The sequence below is a fragment of the Klebsiella planticola ATCC 33531 genome (genome assembly GCF_000735435.1).
GTDB lineage: Bacteria > Pseudomonadota > Gammaproteobacteria > Enterobacterales > Enterobacteriaceae > Klebsiella > Klebsiella planticola.
Genome location: NZ_JMPP01000061.1, coordinates 26,342 through 43,354, shown reverse-complemented (window position 1 = coordinate 43,354; position 17,013 = coordinate 26,342). Strand labels below are relative to the sequence as shown.

The window sequence follows — 17,013 nt, the reverse complement described above, 5'->3', positions numbered from 1 at the left end:
ATTAGGGGTTAGGGAGTGGGTGTTGCCCGGCGGCGCTTCGCTTGCACGGGCCTACGGGAAGCTGCGGACGTTGTCGGTCAGGTCAGGCGTAACCGCCAGCTGGGACAGGGCTGTAGCGCCCAGACCTGCCGGGTGGAGATCGAACCATGGCGCGAACCGTTACCGCCGATTACTGCCTTCGATCCGCCGAGGTTTATTAGGAGTTAGAGAGTGGGTGTTGCCCGGCGGCGCTTCGCTTGCACGGGCCTACGGGAAGCTGTGGCTGTTGTCGGTCGGGTCAGGCGTAGCCGCCAGCTGGGACAGGGTCGGTTTATCGCCCGCCCAGGCTGCGGAGCAAACCCGGCTGCACGGGCCTACGGAAAGCTGGGGACGTTGTAGGCCGGGTCAGGCGTAGCCGCCACCCGGCATTATTGCATTGCGGCGTTATGCCAGCCGTGGGTAGGCGTCGGCGATATCGTCGCCGGTAAATTTCGCTACCCAGCCTTCCGGGTTGTCGAAAATGCGGATAGCGGTGAAGTTGGGTTCCGAGCCCATATCAAACCAGTGTGGCGTGTCAGCCGGTACCGAAATCAAATCGTTCTTCTCGCACAGTACCTGAAACACCTCGTTGCCGATATGCAGGCAGAACAGCCCGGCGCCTTCAACAAAAAAGCGGACCTCGTCTTCACCGTGGGTGTGTTCGTTGAGAAACTTCGCGCGTAGCGCCTCTTTTTGCGGATTATCGGCGCGCAGGCTGATCACGTCCCAGCTCTGGTAGCCTTTTTCAGCGACCAGTTTGTCAATGGCGTGCTGATAGGCCTCAATCACCGTTTCCGGCGTCGGGGAGACACCCAGATCGCGGTCGGCCTGCCAGCGTTCGAAGCGCACGCCTTTGGCGTTGAGCTGCTGCTGGATTTCATCGCCGTCGGTGCTTTGCCAGAGAGGGGTACCGGCGTCTTTTTCTGAATAAATCGTTAATGCGCTCATGCTGGGATCTGCTCCGGATGAATGTCGTCAAAACGCTGAACTTGCGGGTGATGGCTGGCAGGATCGCGGTCGCCGCGCACCAGCTGGATCGTACGAAAACCGGCGGCTTCTGCCGCATCCAGCTCCTGATGAATATCGGAGAGGAACAGAATCGTTGCCGGATGATGCCCCAGCTGTTCGGCAATATTGCGATAGGACTGCGTTTCTCGCTTGGCTCCCGTCAAGGTATCGAAATAGCCACTGAACAGATGAGTAATATCACCTTCGTCGCTGTAGCCAAATAACAATTTCTGCGCCGCGATGGAGCCAGAGGAATATATATATAAATCAATTCCCTGGGACTTCCATTTTTCCAGCGCGGGCAGAACGTCCGGATAGAGATGGCCGGTAAAGTCGCCATTAACATAGCCTTCGCGCCAGATAATACCCTGCAGCGCCTTGAGCGCCGTTGACTTGCGGTCTTCGTCCATAAAGGCCAGTAGGGTATCAATCAGTTCGGCGGTGCTGGCGGCGGGGTTACCGATTTCCGCTCGCAGATTATCAAGGATCGTCTTCACCGGATCGGCGTACTGTTGCGCGGTGACAAAGGCCGCTAGCCGCTCGCGGGCGTACGGAAACAGAACGTTGTGGACAAAAGAAATGTCGCTGGTGGTGCCTTCAATATCGGTCACGATAGCGCGGATCATGGTTTCTCCAGAGTGGGCGGTGCGCCGTGATGGGCTGCTTCAGGCGAGAACCGGCATAACATTATCATTTAGACGTCTAAGCGTCTTGATTGCCAAATATTAACATCGTGTTATAGTGGCTTCAACAACAGCATTACAATCGGTAATTATAAAATGAGTAATAAGCCACTGATTCCTGAAAGTAAACTTCCTTCTCTTGGCACCACCATATTTACACAAATGAGCGCGCTGGCGCAGGAACACCGGGCGATCAATCTGTCGCAGGGGTTCCCGGATTTTGACGGGCCGCGCTACCTGCAGGAGCGCCTGGCGTATCATGTCGCTCAGGGGGCTAACCAGTACGCGCCGATGACCGGTGTCCCGGCATTACGTGAAGCGATCGCCGATAAAACCGCCGAACTGTACGGCCATCGCCCGGATGCAAACAGCGATATTACCGTCACGGCGGGGGCGACCGAAGCGCTCTACGCGGCGATCACCGCGCTGGTACGCGCCGGCGACGAGGTCATCTGTTTTGACCCCAGCTACGACAGCTACGCGCCGGCCGTAGAGTTATCCGGCGGCGTATTGAGACGTATCGCTCTGCAGCCGCCGCATTTTCGCGTTGACTGGCAAGAATTTGCCGCAGCGCTTAGCGAGCGCACCCGGCTGGTGATTCTCAATACGCCACATAACCCGTCGGCGACGGTCTGGCAGCGCGAGGATTTTGCCGCGCTGTGGCAGGCGATTACCGATCGCGAAATTTATGTGATCAGCGATGAGGTCTATGAGCATATCTGCTTTGCGCCCCACGGGCATGCCAGCGTACTGGCACACCCTCAGCTGCGCGAGCGGGCGGTGGCAGTCTCTTCATTTGGCAAAACCTTCCACATGACCGGCTGGAAAGTGGGGTACTGCGTGGCGCCGGCGGCAATAAGCGCCGAGCTGCGCAAGGTTCATCAGTATCTGACCTTCGCGGTGAATACGCCCGCCCAGCTGGCTATCGCCGACATGCTGCGCCATGAGCCGGAGCACTATCGCCAGCTGCCGGAATTCTACCGCGAGCGGCGAGATCTGTTTGTCGATGCCCTGCGCAGTAGCCGTCTGGAGATTCTGCCCTGCGAGGGCACCTACTTCCTGCTGGCTGACTACAGCGCGATTTCCGATCTCGACGATGTGAGCTTCTGCCGTTGGCTGACGACCGAGGTGGGCGTCGCGGCGATCCCGCTGTCGGTGTTCTGCGCCGATCCGTTCCCGCACAAACTCATACGCCTGTGCTTTGCAAAACAGCCGGCAACTTTGCTGGCCGCAGCGGAACGTCTCTGCCAGCTGTAGCTATTTTACGGTCCACGCCTGAGAAAATTGCCGGTCGCCAAACAGTTCGGCAAGACCATTAATTTGTTTCAGGCGTAACACTTCGTCAGCATCCATACCCAGCTCTTGACTGATTTTAGCGTCAGACCAGCCAAGATTCGCCAGTTCATGGACGATACTCGACATGGCCGGGATCTGGTGGCGGCCCCGCGCGCGGTTATGGCGGATAGTGGCGGCCATCAGCGTATCGCGAGTGGCTGAATGGTTTTCCAGGCAGGTGACCGGGAGATAGCCGTTCAACTGCTGTTTTAACGGCGCTTTGTTGCTGGCCAGCTCGTGACGATGGAATCCGTCAACGATGGTGTAGCGCGCCTCATCTTGTCTGAGCACCACGATGGGTTGCGTAAAACCGTCCGTTTCCAGCGAAGTGAGCAGCAGACGTTTTTCCGGCGGGGCGAGGTTGTTGGGGTTGTAATCATTTGGCGCAACGCTTTCCTGTTTTACCCATAGCACACAGTCAACGGGATGCGATTTGAACGGACTGTAATCGTGCAAAAGCTGGCGAAAAGCGTTCAGCGCCTCAATGCGTTCTGCCTGCGAAAGCGTGTTCAGATAGCGCTCAAGATCCTGCATTATTTGTTGTTGCATAGGATTCCCCACTGCTGGCGTTTTTGACTCATTCGTTCGCGGTAGCGCCGGTAATGGCTGGATTTGGTTGGACTGAAAGAGAGCATGCGGCACCAGTAATCGTTATTCAGTAGCACCTTGCAGATACGTCGCCAGGACGGAATATCCTTCGCGCCGGTATCGGCCTTCTGGAGGTCAGGTATCTCCTCCATCCCCTGCTTTTGATACCAGCGCAGATAGACGGCAATTTTATTCCGGTAATGCTCGGCCGTTTTTTCCGGCATGCTGTCGAGTAAAAACAGGGCGTAGCTCTTCCAGCTATGATGTCCGGGCTTCTCCAGCTTGCGATGCCCGTAGAACTGGTTATCCTGGCCGGCGTAGATGCCGCCGCCGCACGCGCCGCTCACCCGCTGACACATGGCGGCCCAGCGTTCAGGTTCCAGTACGTGATAAAGCCAAAGCCCCTGGCGTTGTTCCGGACCGAAAGGTTCACAGATACGCATGTAGCGCAGCGGTACGCCGGCCTGATACATCAGATTATAGAGTGGGTTACAGGCGAGTCCGCTTTTGGCAAACCAGGTCCAGATATCAGCGGTTTTCCAGTCATAAATAGGGTAGGCGTACCACGCGTGGCCCCCCGGCGCTGCGGTGGTCCAGGGCTTGTCATCGGCAAAGCGCTGTTTGCGGCGCGACGAGATGGTGATGAATCGGTTAAGGGATTCATCCGCGCGGATGCCGACTAAGACCGCCGCGGGACGGTTAGCGGAAAACCAGTCGGCGAATTCGCGAACAAAGTTTTCGAAGCTCATCCCCGGGGTGTAAAAAGAAAAATAGCCGGGGTCGGTAATGGCATGTGGAGGAGGCTGGCGTACCCATGGGGTGCCTGGTTCCCAGCATTGCCATTCCGGAGCGAACTGGCTGAGTGAGTTCTGCGTGGTTAGCGGCAGAGCAACCCAAAAAAATCGTTCGATGACATCCTGATACGTTTCCCGCAGCGCTTCACAATGGGTAATGGTGCAGGAAAACTGCGCTTCCCAGTCGATAAACAGCACGCTAATTTTGCGGCCCGTACGTCGCGCGTGAAGCGCGGTCAGATGTAACATCAGGGTGGAATCCTTGCCCCCGGAAAAAGAGACACAGATACGTGGGAAATTATCCATCACCCATTCAATGCGTTTCTGCGCGGCCTGCAGAACGGAATCGGGTAACGGAAGTTTTATTAATGTCACGGTCTCTGTTCCTTAACTGCAGTTGACGATCTGATTGCATATCATGCTACGACAGAAAGCCATCATCGTCATTCTTTATGCTGTGCATTTGTGTGGTGTATTGGTTTTTATTAAACCATTCAAGTTATGAATTATTTATCTGAGGTTGCGGCTGGATTATCTTGTCGATCAGCGAGGAGAATATGGGCGTATTTATCTGCGTCTGGTGATAAATCATGTAGATCATAATAGATGGCGCCGGAACGGGCAGCGGTATTAATTTCAGATTGAAAAGCGGGTGGTTAAATAGAGCTTTAGGGACAAAGCCGATAAGGTCGGTCTGGTTAATCATATTGACAATCGCTATCAGAGAATCGCTGCGAAAGGCAATCATTCGCTCCGGCAAACTTTTTTTCATGTGCGCATGAAAGTTCTTTATGCCGACCTCACTGGAAAGATAGGCGGCGAAACTTTCCCGCATGATGGCCTGCCGATCGTTGAGTTCGTCGGCCCGCGGATGGTGTTGGCCACAGACCAGTACCATCTCAGCCTCCCGGAAGGGCTGACAGAGTGTCTCCGCGCTTTTACAGGGGGACAAACTGAGTATCAGGTCCGCCTTGCGCTGTGAGAGTAGACTCTCCACCGACCCGCTGGTGAGCTGCAGGTCATGGTGTTCCACCTGCATATTGCCGCTCTGGTAGAGGGCGTGGATGAATTGTGACGCATCGGGGGTAATAAATAACTGTGGGCTATAAATGACAAAACGTTTTTTAAAGTTGGCCGGGTTGGCCATAGAAATCGTTTTCTCAAGCTGGCTTAAGTTTTTTTCGAGGAGATAATGCAAGTTGACGCTCGTTTTGGTGGGCGTAATTCCTTTCCCCGAACGAATAAACAGAGGATCGTTAAGCTGAGTGCGCAGGCGTTGCAGTGACTGGCTGACGGCGGAGGGGGTAATAAACAATGTTTCCGCCGCCCGACTGATGCTCAGATGTTGATAGATGCATTCAAAAATAACCAGCAAGTTAAGATCGAATTTTTTCAGGCCGTAAAGATTCGCCATGGCTAATGTCCGGATTAAGTCGTGGTGATAAAAATGATTAATATTTTGTATTTTATTTTTTGTAATTATTGATTTGGTGAATTCATGCTGGCGTTTATTCTTCGCCATTACTGAATGTATATGACTGGAGAGGCGTAAGCCAGGTTCTTTTTGCTCAGGAACCTGGCCAGAAAGCAGAGCTGAGGGGTTACTTTTCTCCCATCATGACCTGCAGCTTGTCGGCTTCAGGCAGCCCGACCACCTGCTGCAGCATATTATCTTTGTTCATGTAGTAAATGGCCGGCGTTGCGTTCGCGCCGAGTTCATCCATTAGCTGCTGATTCTCGCTGACGATCTTCATTTTTTCCGGGGAGAGATGAGCCGGGAGCTTAATAGGCATTTTACCGGCGGATTGTTCGTAATCACGCCAGGTTTTCGCCGGATCCTGAGTGGCGAGAATTGCGGCGGCCGTTGCCGGGCTTTCGGGTTTGATGACGCCAACCAACAGCGTGCGAATCTGTACTTTGCCTGACTCTACCCACGGACGCGCCTGTTGCCAGAATTGCAGGCAGTACGGGCAGAAGGGATCGGCAAAGACATACAGAATGATCGGCGCCTCCTTTTTCCCTTCCTGTAGCCAGCTGGCGGCCTCCATTTTCTTCCACATCGCCTGGCCTGCCGGCGTATAGAGCTCTTTCTGGAACAGCTGTTCGCTCAGGTTATTGCCATTTTCATCGTACATATAGCCGGAAATGGCGTGCTTGCCGTCGGGGGTCAGATAGATAGCGACCCCCATATCCTGATACTTCCCCAGCCATCCCTTCACTCCACCCGGCGCTTCAAAGGGCTTAATAATGGTAATTCCCTGTTTTTCTATCGCTTTTACGGGAGCCGGGAGATCTTCAGCCTGGCAGAAAAAGGGTAAAAAACTCAGAAAAAACAGACGCTTTAACATGATTATTCCTTTTAAATCAATGTATAAGGTGAAAAGATGATGAAGCCTATCACAGCTATAGGTAAGACCTGCTCGCGGGCGGATTGCCCTTTAATACTGCGGATGGTGTAATCGGCCTTGCTGTTACATTAAGGTAATGTAGAGCGCAACACATAGCCAGCTTGTCTGGCACTGAACCTACCTGCGGGTATTTCAGGTAACGGGGCCGCCTGAACAGGGCGGCCTTTTTACTTTCAGCGCCACGGGATGCAAAAGTAACGAAACGCGGCGATTGTCGCGACGGGTTCACAAAGCTGTCTTGTTCCGGTTGTTAGATATCGCTTATTGATTTGATAATGCAAACGCATTGGTCGAATCAGGAAAAGTTCGTTAACTTAGACCTCAACGAAAACACGGAGGAAGTATAGATGTCCTTGATTAACACTAAAATCAAACCTTTTAAAAACCAGGCATTCAAAAACGGTGAATTCATCGAAGTTACCGAAAAAGACACCGAAGGCCGTTGGAGCGTATTCTTCTTCTATCCGGCAGACTTCACCTTCGTATGCCCGACTGAACTGGGCGACGTTGCAGACCATTACGAAGAACTGCAGAAACTGGGCGTAGACGTGTACTCCGTTTCTACCGATACCCACTTCACCCACAAAGCATGGCACAGCAGCTCTGACACTATCGCGAAAATCAAATATGCGATGATCGGCGACCCGACTGGCGCCCTGACCCGTAACTTCGACAACATGCGTGAAGACGAAGGTCTGGCAGACCGCGCAACCTTCGTTGTTGACCCGCAGGGTATCATCCAGGCTATCGAAGTTACCGCTGAAGGTATCGGCCGCGACGCATCTGACCTGCTGCGTAAAATCAAAGCTGCTCAGTACGTTGCTTCTCACCCAGGTGAAGTTTGCCCGGCGAAATGGAAAGAAGGTGAAGCGACTCTGGCTCCGTCTCTGGACCTGGTCGGTAAAATCTAAAAATTCCGGCGTCTTTCATGCCACAGGTGTGTTGGCAACGCTTAATTACCCCGGTCACTTACTTATGTAAGCTCCCGGGGCTTCATAAGCTTGCCGCCTTCCTGTAACACGAAATGCTTGCGAATTTATCCTCAAGCGGGTGCATCTGCGCCCGTTTTATTCCAACACCATGATGCAAGCCGCATTCAGGCCGCCCGCAAGGCAGCTTGCATGATGATGTTTTTTAAGCAGGAGATTAAAAATGCTCGACACCAACATGAAAACCCAGCTCAAGGCCTACCTTGAGAAACTGACCAAACCTGTTGAGCTGGTTGCCACGCTGGATGACAGCGCAAAATCGGCAGAAATCAAGGAACTGCTGGCTGAAATCGCCGAACTGTCGGAAAAAGTGACCTTCAGAGAAGATAACAGCTTGCCTGTCCGCAAGCCCTCGTTCCTGATTGCCAATCCTGGATCCCTCCAGGGGCCGCGCTTTGCCGGTTCTCCGCTGGGACATGAATTTACCTCTTTGGTGCTGGCGCTGCTGTGGACCGGCGGTCATCCCTCTAAAGAGACCCAGTCACTGCTCGAACAGATCCGCGATCTGGACGGTGATTTTGAGTTTGAAACCTATTACTCGCTCTCTTGTCATAACTGCCCGGATGTCGTGCAGGCGCTGAACCTGATGGCGGTACTGAATCCGCGTATCAAACATACGGCGATTGACGGCGGGACTTTCCAGAATGAGATTACCGACCGCAACGTGATGGGCGTTCCGGCTGTCTTTATGAATGGCCAGGAGTTCGGTCAGGGTCGTATGACGCTGGCGGAAATCGTCGCTAAAGTCGATACCGGCGCCGAAAAACGGGCGGCGGAAGAGCTGAATAAACGCGATGCTTACGATGTGCTGATCGTCGGTTCCGGCCCGTCAGGCGCCGCAGCGGCGGTCTATTCTGCGCGTAAAGGCATTCGTACCGGCCTGATGGGTGAACGTTTCGGTGGCCAGGTGCTGGATACCGTGGATATCGAAAACTACATCTCTGTACCGAAAACGGAAGGGCAGAAGCTGGCCGGGGCGTTAAAAGCGCACGTCAGCGACTATGCTGTGGATGTGATTGACTCTCAGAGCGCATCGAAACTGATTCCGGCTTCGGTAGAAGGCGGCCTGCACCAAATTGAAACGGCCTCCGGCGCGGTGCTGAAAGCACGCAGCGTGATCATCGCCACCGGGGCAAAATGGCGCAACATGAACGTGCCGGGTGAGGATCAGTACCGCACCAAAGGGGTGACCTATTGCCCACACTGCGACGGCCCGCTGTTTAAAGGTAAACGCGTGGCGGTTATCGGCGGCGGTAACTCCGGCGTTGAAGCGGCCATCGATCTGGCTGGTCTGGTAGAACATGTGACCCTGCTGGAGTTCGCGCCGGAAATGAAAGCCGACCAGGTCCTGCAGGATAAAGTCCGCAGCCTGAAAAATGTCGATATCATTCTCAATGCGCAGACCACTGAAGTGACGGGCGATGGTAGCAAAGTGACCGGCCTGCAGTATCGTGACCGGGTTAGCGGTGATGAACACCATATCGAGCTGGCGGGGATTTTCGTGCAGATTGGACTGCTGCCGAACACCAACTGGCTGGAAGGCACCATCGAGCGTAACCGGATGGGTGAAATTATCATCGACGCGAAATGTGAAACCAACGTCAAGGGCGTGTTTGCCGCCGGCGACTGCACAACCGTACCGTACAAACAGATCATTATCGCCGCGGGCGAGGGGGCGAAAGCTTCCCTGAGTTCGTTCGATTATCTGATTCGTACCAAAACCGCATAATAAAGTAAGACTACACCTGCATATAAAAGAGGCTACCCCAGGGTAGCCTCTTCTTTTATCGTTCGGTGTTACCGAACGACCATCACCGGAATATGGGCGTGGCGGATGACGCTTGAGGCATTAGAGCCAAGTAAGTGCGTGCTGATAGATGGGTTGCGCGAACCAATCACCACCACATCGGCTTTAATTTCGTTCGCCAGTTCATTCACCATGTCCCGCACGTTACCAAAGCGGACGTGCATTTTAATCCGCGAAGGGTCGATGCTGAAATGACCGGCCATTGTTTTCAGACGCGTTTCCGCCTCGTGCTGTAGATGCTCTTCAAAACGGCGCAGATCGGCGGTAAAGCGGCTCATTGTGAAGCTGGACGATCCGGGTAATACGTGGAGCAGGTGAATAATCCCATCCTGCTGGGCCAAAAATTCCGCGTGGCGGACGGCCTTGTCGCTCAACTCCATCTCAAAAACATCAACGGGCATAATGATAGTTTTATACATATGCATTCCTCCTTGTTCGACTGTTTCTATATCAACACATTATAGGAAGATATAGTGTCATTCAGCTCGCAAAACTGTCAGCTCAGACGAAGAGAGGGGTAAAATTTTGTCAGCGCCAGGAGAGAGGGTGGGGGGCAGAAAGAGGATGCGAAGACATCCTCTGAATAAAGCGTGAAACGCCTCAGGCAGCGGGATAATTAACGATGAAACTCACCTGCGGCTTCCGGCTGGTAAAGCAGCTCCAGTACTTCGAGATGGGCCGATGCCCCGCCCGGTAATTCCCAGTGGATCGCACTGCCGACTTTCAGGCCGAGCAGCGCGGCACCAACGGGGGCGAGCACGGAAAGTTGGGTTGCGCTGTCGGTCACCTGCGAGGGAAACACCAGTGTCCGCACGCGTTCTTCACCGCTGGTCAAATCGCGAAATCTGACTTTACTGTTCATGCTGACAACATCATGCGGCATCGCTTCGGGCGCCAGCATTTGTGCACGATCCAGTTCGTCGTTCAGCGCATCTGCCACCGGGGAATTCGCGAAAGCCGGCTGTTCGAGCAGCCTGTCGATGCGTTCTGCATCGAGCTCATTAATGATGATTGCGGGTCTGGTCATCGCATACTCCGTGTTATCCAGGAACCTGTCCGTAAAAGAAAACCCTCACCGAAAAGGCAAGGGTTAATGTCGTCCCATCATACTGAGACTTGTCGGCGGTTTGAAGTGATTAAACGCACATTAAGTGATGATCGCCGAAAGGGACATATGAAATTTATGATACTGCCGTCGCAAGTGAAAAATCTGTCTTATCCTTTTTAAGCGGTATCAGGTAGTACCCTTCCAGTACAGGAGACTGAAATGAGCGGTTTTGACAAACTTACTCTTAACGACGGTAGTTATCTGTATTTTAAAGACTGGGGCAGCGGGCAACCGGTGGTGTTCAGCCACGGCTGGCCGTTAACGGCTGATGCTTTTGAAGATCAAATGTTGTTTCTTGGATCGCATGGATTCCGTGTGATTGCTCACGATCGTCGGGGGCATGGTCGTTCGGCGCAGCCCTGGGATGGCCACAACATGGATCGCTATGCCGACGATCTGGCTCAGCTCACCGCCCATCTGAACTTACGTGATGCCATTCATGTCGGACACTCAACCGGCGGCGGAGAAGTCGCGCGTTATATCGGCCGGCACGGGACTGACCGAGTGGCGAAAGCGGTGCTGATTGGCGCCGTGACGCCGATTATGATTCAGACGGATTTTAACCCGAACGGCGTACCCAAAGCGGTCTTCGACAGTATCAGAGAGGGCGTTATCGAGGATCGCGGGGCGTTCTTCTATGAGCTGAGCGCAGCTTTCTACGGCTACAATCGGGACGGCGCCAAAGAGTCAAAAGCGGTACGCGAAGGGTTTGTCGAGCAGGGGTTGCAGGGGTCAATCAAAGCGCTTTATGACTGTATTAAAGCGTTTTCTGAAACCGATCTCCGTGAGGACCTGCGTAAGATGACAATCCCGACGCTGGTGATTCATGGTGATGATGACCAGATTGTCCCGTTTGAAACCTGCGGTAAAGTGGCGGCGCAGCTACTGCCTGACGGCGAATTAAAGGTCTATCAGGGTGGGTCTCACGGGATCTGTACAACCCATAAACACCAGATTAACCAGGATTTGCTCGATTTTATTCGCGCATAATCTACCGGCGGCTTACGCCGCCGAATCATCAGTTGCCGGCTTTATCAATGATAAATTGTTTGCCGCAATTCCCCGGATGAGGCTGGGGCAAGAGGCTATTGGCTGAAAGCGGCTGATTGATGGCCTCCGCTTTGATGGCGATTTGCATTTCGGTTAAATAAGCCGGATTGCCGTTACAGGTCAGCTTAAATGCTTTCACGCTCTGCTGACCATATGCCTGCGCGACCGCGGTATCGAACTCATCGCGGCTGACGCTCTGCCCGTAGTGTTTCGCCAGAAAGAGGCCCAGCGGGCTCTGCTTCACTTCACTATCAAGACGCACCATCGTGCCAAAGTAGCTATCGGGATCGAAGCCAAAGCAGACGCCGTGTTTCGCATACTCATAACGCTCGAGACACGAATTGCCGCCGGCTCCTGGCATTACGCTATTGAGTTTATTCGCCATCTCGAGCGACAGCCCGGTTTCAGCGGCCTGGCATTTACGCCCGGCTTTAACTTCAGGCATGTTGGGGACAGGGCGGGTGGCACAGCCAAAACGTATCCAGCGCCGATCGTCGACGCCCCGGGCAGCAATGGATTTTGGCAAGCCAGGCCAGAGGCCATGTACCGTCAGGAAATCCGCTTTATTCGGTAATTCCTGCTGCAAGCGACACTCTTCCGGCTCGCTACGGTTTCTGTCATGCATGCTCTGGCAGAATCCCGTTTGCCATGACAAAGCCAGTACATAACGGTCGAAATCGCCATACTGCGTTGCGGTGAGTGGTTCAGCGCCGGCCTGGGTTGCCGTCAGTAAAAGGGCAATGGCGACGAAATCCTTCCTGAACATTTTTAATCCTGATAGTGGGTGACAATGATTTACAGGAAATGATTAAAGCATAAAAAAGGCGCCTGCTGGCGCCTTTTCGCGTTTATTAAAGTGCGCTACCGGGCACCAGAACTTCGGTGGCGATAATCACCACCAGCAGACCGACGATAACCGGAACAGAGGTCCGTTTCACTACTTCAAAGGGGGAGATTTTGGCCATCCCGGCAACGGCTACCACCACGCCCGAGACCGGCGAAATAGTCCGACCCAGGTTTGAAGCCTGTAGCATAGGAATGGACAGATAGGCCGGGTTGATGCCTGAAGAGTGGGCTAATTTCGGGATCATCTCGACGAAGGCGTAAAACGGCGCGTTACCGGAACCGGTGGTCATTGCCGCCAGCATGGTCAGAATCACCAGCACCAGCATTAAAATGATGCTCGCCGAGCCAAATGATGTGGCGATTGAGATCAGGCTATTGATAAAGCCAATGGTGCTCAGGCCCTGAGCAAAGACGCCTGCGGCCACTAACAGCATGACGACGCCGGCGAAGGCATCGGCCATGCCGCGGTAGGCGACTTCCAGCCCGGCGAAAACATTTTTGGTATTAAAGCCGCGAACAAACTCCAGCACGGCCGCCAGCAGCATACAGAGGACGAGGATGGCAATAATATGCAGCTCCGGGCCCCATTTCCCGTCGAAAATCAGTACGCCGATAATCGGCGTAAAGGGCAGAAGGGCGTAGAAGGAGGGGGCGGTAGTGGTGATCTCATTCACATCAAGCATTTCGTGAACGACATTCTCTTTTTTATCCAGATAGCGCTGCCAGAAGTAGTGGGCAATGGCCATGCTGATAATCGCGACGATGGAGATCGGCAGCGTGGTTTTAAACGCGAAGTCGATGAGCGGCATTTCTGCGGCTTTGGCGGCCAGCACCACGTCGCCGGAGGTCGGAGAGAGGATAATCGCGGCCGGCGAGGCACAAATTGCCGCCGCGGCGCCGCGGCTGATACCGACGTTCACCATCACCGGGAACAGCGTGGCCATCAGCAGAACGCCCAGACCGGTTGCCGAGGAGACGGCCAGCGACATCAGACAGGCCACGAAATAGGCGGCGATCATCAGCAGATAGGGGGAGTTAATATAGCGCAGCGGCTTTGAGGCCAGCTTTACCACCATATCGTTAGCGCCAATATGGGTCATATAGGTGGCGAAGCCGCAGAGCATCATAATCATCATGCCCAAATCGCCGCCGCGGCTCATCAGGAGGATTTTGACGTATTCGATGATATCGGTCGCGGAATACCCCGTGCTTTTCGTATCGCCGGGTAAAATCTTGTGCCCCATCAACGCGCTGACGATGAGTAACGCCAAACCGCCGACGAACAGCACGCCGGTGGCGGAATACCCTTTTATGATATAGCGGGCAACACCCACAATGACCACAACCCCGATCAGGATCTCAACTAGCGTAAGCATTTTTTACCCCTAAGCCTTTTACCCAAAGAATCTGCTAATAAATAAAGTGAAGAGAAAATTAAGTGAGCGAATGTGCCTAATTAATGGGCGAAACATGCTGACGCAAATCAATAAACCGATGAGAACCCTGCAATCATCAGCGGAGGGGCGGCCGCTATCACAAAACGACAAGGTGAAAAGGTTGCTGTTTTTCCGATCATAAATCAGAAACTTACCTAATTTCGTTAAGGTAATATTAAGATTATACTTGTTAACTTATTGCGCTTTAAAATCGATATTGGTAAGAGATAAGTGTTGAGACAACGTCATTTCGTATTGTTTTTTCTTGGTTTTTTGGGGTTAATGCTCTCTTGTGGCGCGGCTAACGCGTCGTTTACGTCGACGATTCGCGATGGGTATAACACCTTAAGTGATAACGTCGTGCAAACCTGGCAGGAACCTGAACACTACGATCTGTATGTTCCCGCGATTACCTGGCATGCCCGCTTTGCCTATGACAAAGAAAAGACCGATGGGTATAACGAGCGTCCGTGGGGGGCTGGATTCGGGGTTTCGCGCTGGGATGATAAAGGCAACTGGCATGGCCTGTACCTGATGGCTTTTAAGGACTCTTTTAACAAATGGGAGCCGATTGGCGGCTACGGCTGGGAGAAAACCTGGCGTCCGTTAGCAGACGACAATTTTCATCTTGGTCTGGGGTACACGCTGGGCGTGACGGCGCGAGATAACTGGAATTACATTCCCATTCCGGTCATTTTGCCACTGGCATCCATTGGTTATGGGCCTGCAACCTTCCAGATGACCTATATCCCCGGGACCTACAACAACGGTAACGTCTACTTTGCCTGGGCCCGTTTTCAGTTTTAGAACCGGCATAACTTAGCAACAAATGAGCTAAGTCGTTTGTCCCGTGAAAAAACAACAACTAAGGCGCGACCTCCTAAAAAAGATAGCGATATTTGTCACTTTTTAATAAAGTTGCACTGGACAAAAGGCATCACAATTGATGTACTGGTGTCCGACACAGTATCAGTGTCGTTTTTTCATATAAAGGTAATTTTGATGTCTAAGATTAAAGGTAACGTTAAGTGGTTTAATGAATCCAAAGGATTCGGTTTCATTACTCCGGAAGATGGCAGCAAAGATGTATTCGTACATTTCTCTGCAATCCAGTCCAACGGTTTCAAAACTCTGGCTGAAGGTCAGCGCGTAGAGTTCGAAATCACTAACGGTGCCAAAGGCCCTTCTGCTGCAAACGTAAACGCTATCTAAGCATTGCGTCAGTAGAATATAAAAACCCGCTAAACGCGGGTTTTTTTTTGCCTGCCGTTAGCGACTGGCTGCGTGGGAAAAGAGCCAGAATGCCGTTGCCGTCATGGCGAATGAGCCTAACAGATTGACCAGAATATTCAGCAGCGCCCAGCTGAAACGGCCCTGTTGCAGCAGGAAAACGACCTCCGATGAGAAGGTTGAAAACGTCGTCAGCCCGCCGCAAAATCCGGTCGTGATCAGCAGTTTCCACATTGGGTCAATGTTTGTCAGGCGGTTAAACCATGCCAGCCCGGCGCCAATGATGAATGCGCCCAGCAGGTTTGCCGCGAGTGTGCCGATGGGAATAGCGTGATGCATTGGATTGAACTTCATTCCAAGCCACCAGCGCAATACGCTGCCGGTACCGCCACCAACAAAAACGGCTAAAAGTAGTTGTGACACTCTCATTCCCTGCTATTTGGTTAATACAGGGGTTTGAGTGTAGCGCGTCAAACACGTCGCTGGCTACGAAATACCTGACGGGAGAAGAGAATGCGGGTTGCTGCGGGACAATTTGCCGTTACGGCGGACTGGCGAGTCAATGCGCGTACCTGCGTGGCGTTGATGAACCAGGCGGCCGGGCAGGGAGTATCATTGCTGGTATTACCGGAAGCGTTGCTGGCGCGCGACGACAGCGATCCGGATCTCTCGGTAAAGTCGGCGCAGGAGATTGATGGCGGTTTTCTGCAGCTGTTGCGTGATGAAAGCCGGAATTATAGTTTAACCACGGTGCTGACGCTGCATGTGCCTTCGGGTGAGGGGAGAGCGACGAATACGCTGGTGGCAATACGCCAGGGCGAGGTTATTGCCCAATATCAGAAGCTCCATTTGTATGACGCGTTTGCGATGCAGGAGTCGCGACTTGTTGATGCCGGGCAACAGATCCCGCCGCTGATTGATGTCGACGGGGTGCGCGTGGGCCTGATGACCTGTTACGATTTACGCTTTCCTGAATTGGCGTTAACGCTGGCACTTAACGGTGCTGAAGTGCTGGTTTTACCCACCGCGTGGGTAAAAGGGCCGATGAAGGAGTATCATTGGGCCACGCTACTGGCGGCCAGGGCTCTGGATACGACCTGCTATATTGTGGCGGCAGGTGAATGCGGAACCCGCAATATTGGCCAGAGCCGCATTATCGACCCGATGGGAACGATAATGGCGGGGGCAGGGGACGGGCCGCAGATGATTACTGCCGACATTTCGACAGCGTCGCTGCGCCAGGTTCGCGAGCGTTTGCCGGTGCTGAAGAACCGCCGCTTTGCGCCACCGCAATTATTGTGATGTTTTTTTAAACAAGGCTTGATTCACCTTGTTACAGATTGCTATTGTGTCCGCGCGTCAAATAGCCGTTAATTGTTCGCGTGTATGATGGCGTATTCGCAGCTTGTTTTAGAGAAGAAGGTTAGCTATGGGTGAGATTAGTATTACCAAACTGCTGGTTGTCGCAGCACTGATTATTTTAGTGTTTGGTACCAAAAAATTACGTACGCTGGGTGGAGACCTGGGTTCCGCTATCAAAGGCTTCAAGAAAGCCATGAACGACGATGACGATAGCGCAAAGAAAACCAGTGCGGAAGAAGACGCTCCGGCACAAAAGCTCTCTCATAAAGAGTAATTAAAGGCGCGTTCCCCGACAGCGGGAGGGCGTAACCGACAGGCGAAAGTCTGGACGTTGAAGAGGCTGCAGCGATA

The 17,013-nt window shown here is 53.2% G+C and carries 19 protein-coding genes and 1 pseudogene; 9 read left to right on the top strand and 11 right to left on the bottom strand.

The window, feature by feature from the left end; genetic code table 11:
- Nucleotides 1-93 precede the first annotated feature (93 nt).
- Nucleotides 94-207 (top strand): annotated as a pseudogene (locus GRPL_RS28360) (hypothetical protein); the annotation flags it as partial.
- Nucleotides 208-423: 216 nt separating this feature from the next.
- Here the strand turns inward: GRPL_RS28360 and GRPL_RS02990 are convergent.
- Entirely contained in the window at nt 424-966 is a 543-nt protein-coding gene (locus tag GRPL_RS02990) for a 1,2-dihydroxy-3-keto-5-methylthiopentene dioxygenase (RefSeq protein WP_032688906.1), read from the bottom strand.
- Nucleotides 963-1,652: an acireductone synthase gene (mtnC, locus tag GRPL_RS02995; RefSeq protein ID WP_032688905.1), complete on the bottom strand. Its 690-nt coding sequence runs from the start codon at nt 1,650-1,652 to the stop codon at nt 963-965. Before mtnC ends, GRPL_RS02990 begins: the two co-directional genes overlap by 4 nt.
- Nucleotides 1,653-1,820: 168 nt before the next feature.
- On the opposite strand from mtnC, the gene GRPL_RS03000 reads away from it, so the two are divergent.
- The gene (locus GRPL_RS03000; RefSeq protein ID WP_162180122.1) at nt 1,821-2,966 is read left to right on the top strand and encodes a pyridoxal phosphate-dependent aminotransferase; all 1,146 of its coding nucleotides are present in this window, start codon (nt 1,821-1,823) and stop codon (nt 2,964-2,966) included.
- Here the strand turns inward: GRPL_RS03000 and GRPL_RS03005 are convergent, their stop codons facing one another.
- From GRPL_RS03005 to dsbG, 4 genes are all read right to left on the bottom strand, one after another.
- Nucleotides 2,967-3,593 (bottom strand): IbrB-like domain-containing protein, encoded by a 627-nt coding sequence (locus GRPL_RS03005; RefSeq protein ID WP_032688901.1) that lies wholly within the window; start codon nt 3,591-3,593, stop codon nt 2,967-2,969.
- Nucleotides 3,578-4,801 (bottom strand): phosphoadenosine phosphosulfate reductase, encoded by a 1,224-nt coding sequence (locus GRPL_RS03010; RefSeq protein ID WP_032700578.1) that lies wholly within the window; start codon nt 4,799-4,801, stop codon nt 3,578-3,580. The genes GRPL_RS03005 and GRPL_RS03010 overlap by 16 nt, the downstream gene beginning before the upstream one ends.
- 124 nt (nt 4,802-4,925) lie before the next feature.
- Nucleotides 4,926-5,840 carry a DNA-binding transcriptional repressor CitR gene (gene citR / locus GRPL_RS03015; protein WP_032700580.1) on the bottom strand — a complete coding sequence of 305 codons (915 nt, stop codon included), beginning with the start codon at nt 5,838-5,840 and terminating at the stop codon, nt 4,926-4,928.
- A 187-nt stretch (nt 5,841-6,027) separates the two neighbouring features.
- Nucleotides 6,028-6,774, bottom strand: coding sequence for a thiol:disulfide interchange protein DsbG (gene dsbG, locus GRPL_RS03020; RefSeq protein WP_032688896.1), 747 nt, complete (start codon nt 6,772-6,774; stop codon nt 6,028-6,030).
- Nucleotides 6,775-7,181: 407 nt separating this feature from the next.
- Between dsbG and ahpC the strand changes: the two genes are divergently transcribed.
- Both ahpC and ahpF read left to right on the top strand, forming a co-directional pair.
- Nucleotides 7,182-7,745 carry an alkyl hydroperoxide reductase subunit C gene (gene ahpC, locus GRPL_RS03025; protein ID WP_004859485.1) on the top strand — a complete coding sequence of 188 codons (564 nt, stop codon included), beginning with the start codon at nt 7,182-7,184 and terminating at the stop codon, nt 7,743-7,745.
- A 241-nt stretch (nt 7,746-7,986) separates the two neighbouring features.
- A complete protein-coding gene (gene ahpF / locus GRPL_RS03030; RefSeq protein WP_032688894.1) occupies nt 7,987-9,552 on the top strand; it encodes an alkyl hydroperoxide reductase subunit F in 1,566 nt (521 codons plus the stop codon).
- 68 nt (nt 9,553-9,620) lie between these two features.
- Here ahpF and uspG read toward each other — a convergent pair whose 3' ends face one another.
- Both uspG and rnk read right to left on the bottom strand, forming a co-directional pair.
- A complete protein-coding gene (uspG, locus tag GRPL_RS03035; protein ID WP_004859493.1) occupies nt 9,621-10,049 on the bottom strand; it encodes a universal stress protein UspG in 429 nt (142 codons plus the stop codon).
- 197 nt (nt 10,050-10,246) lie between these two features.
- Nucleotides 10,247-10,657, bottom strand: a complete 411-nt coding sequence (gene rnk / locus GRPL_RS03040; protein WP_032688893.1) for a nucleoside diphosphate kinase regulator — start codon at nt 10,655-10,657, stop codon at nt 10,247-10,249.
- A gap of 240 nt (nt 10,658-10,897) precedes the next feature.
- On the opposite strand from rnk, the gene GRPL_RS03045 reads away from it, so the two are divergent.
- On the top strand, nt 10,898-11,728 hold the full coding sequence (locus GRPL_RS03045) for an alpha/beta fold hydrolase (protein ID WP_032688892.1): 831 nt from the start codon (nt 10,898-10,900) through the stop codon (nt 11,726-11,728).
- 28 nt (nt 11,729-11,756) lie between these two features.
- Here GRPL_RS03045 and rna read toward each other — a convergent pair whose 3' ends face one another.
- Both rna and dcuC read right to left on the bottom strand, forming a co-directional pair.
- Complete coding sequence (gene rna, locus GRPL_RS03050; protein WP_032700577.1) at nt 11,757-12,554, bottom strand: ribonuclease I; 798 nt, start codon at nt 12,552-12,554, stop codon at nt 11,757-11,759.
- 85 nt (nt 12,555-12,639) lie between these two features.
- Nucleotides 12,640-14,010: an anaerobic C4-dicarboxylate transporter DcuC gene (gene dcuC, locus GRPL_RS03055; RefSeq protein WP_032688890.1), complete on the bottom strand. Its 1,371-nt coding sequence runs from the start codon at nt 14,008-14,010 to the stop codon at nt 12,640-12,642.
- A gap of 291 nt (nt 14,011-14,301) precedes the next feature.
- Here dcuC and pagP point away from each other — a divergent pair, with 291 nt between their 5' ends.
- A complete protein-coding gene (gene pagP / locus GRPL_RS03060) occupies nt 14,302-14,877 on the top strand; it encodes a lipid IV(A) palmitoyltransferase PagP (RefSeq protein ID WP_032688888.1) in 576 nt (191 codons plus the stop codon).
- A 195-nt stretch (nt 14,878-15,072) separates the two neighbouring features.
- Nucleotides 15,073-15,282, top strand: a complete 210-nt coding sequence (gene cspE / locus GRPL_RS03065; RefSeq protein WP_004859511.1) for a transcription antiterminator/RNA stability regulator CspE — start codon at nt 15,073-15,075, stop codon at nt 15,280-15,282.
- A gap of 57 nt (nt 15,283-15,339) precedes the next feature.
- Here cspE and crcB read toward each other — a convergent pair whose 3' ends face one another.
- The gene (gene crcB, locus GRPL_RS03070) at nt 15,340-15,723 is read right to left on the bottom strand and encodes a fluoride efflux transporter CrcB (protein ID WP_004859513.1); all 384 of its coding nucleotides are present in this window, start codon (nt 15,721-15,723) and stop codon (nt 15,340-15,342) included.
- Nucleotides 15,724-15,813: 90 nt separating this feature from the next.
- Between crcB and GRPL_RS03075 the strand changes: the two genes are divergently transcribed.
- Nucleotides 15,814-16,602, top strand: coding sequence for a deaminated glutathione amidase (locus tag GRPL_RS03075; RefSeq protein ID WP_032688887.1), 789 nt, complete (start codon nt 15,814-15,816; stop codon nt 16,600-16,602).
- Nucleotides 16,603-16,729: 127 nt separating this feature from the next.
- Nucleotides 16,730-16,936, top strand: a complete 207-nt coding sequence (gene tatE, locus GRPL_RS03080; protein WP_004859519.1) for a twin-arginine translocase subunit TatE — start codon at nt 16,730-16,732, stop codon at nt 16,934-16,936.
- Nucleotides 16,937-17,013 lie beyond the last annotated feature (77 nt).

Bases quoted from the DNA above. Each gene is read 5' to 3' on its own strand.
- citR (WP_032700580.1), bottom strand. From the start codon at position 5,840: ATGGCGAATCTTTACGGCCTGAAAAAATTCGATCTTAACTTGCTGGTT.
- GRPL_RS03005 (WP_032688901.1), bottom strand. From the start codon at position 3,593: ATGCAACAACAAATAATGCAGGATCTTGAGCGCTATCTGAACACGCTT.
- cspE (WP_004859511.1), top strand. From the start codon at position 15,073: ATGTCTAAGATTAAAGGTAACGTTAAGTGGTTTAATGAATCCAAAGGA.
- ahpF (WP_032688894.1), top strand. From the start codon at position 7,987: ATGCTCGACACCAACATGAAAACCCAGCTCAAGGCCTACCTTGAGAAA.
- mtnC (WP_032688905.1), bottom strand. From the start codon at position 1,652: ATGATCCGCGCTATCGTGACCGATATTGAAGGCACCACCAGCGACATT.
- rna (WP_032700577.1), bottom strand. From the start codon at position 12,554: ATGTTCAGGAAGGATTTCGTCGCCATTGCCCTTTTACTGACGGCAACC.
- dcuC (WP_032688890.1), bottom strand. From the start codon at position 14,010: ATGCTTACGCTAGTTGAGATCCTGATCGGGGTTGTGGTCATTGTGGGT.
- GRPL_RS02990 (WP_032688906.1), bottom strand. From the start codon at position 966: ATGAGCGCATTAACGATTTATTCAGAAAAAGACGCCGGTACCCCTCTC.
- tatE (WP_004859519.1), top strand. From the start codon at position 16,730: ATGGGTGAGATTAGTATTACCAAACTGCTGGTTGTCGCAGCACTGATT.
- uspG (WP_004859493.1), bottom strand. From the start codon at position 10,049: ATGTATAAAACTATCATTATGCCCGTTGATGTTTTTGAGATGGAGTTG.
- GRPL_RS03045 (WP_032688892.1), top strand. From the start codon at position 10,898: ATGAGCGGTTTTGACAAACTTACTCTTAACGACGGTAGTTATCTGTAT.
- dsbG (WP_032688896.1), bottom strand. From the start codon at position 6,774: ATGTTAAAGCGTCTGTTTTTTCTGAGTTTTTTACCCTTTTTCTGCCAG.
- rnk (WP_032688893.1), bottom strand. From the start codon at position 10,657: ATGACCAGACCCGCAATCATCATTAATGAGCTCGATGCAGAACGCATC.
- GRPL_RS03075 (WP_032688887.1), top strand. From the start codon at position 15,814: ATGCGGGTTGCTGCGGGACAATTTGCCGTTACGGCGGACTGGCGAGTC.
- ahpC (WP_004859485.1), top strand. From the start codon at position 7,182: ATGTCCTTGATTAACACTAAAATCAAACCTTTTAAAAACCAGGCATTC.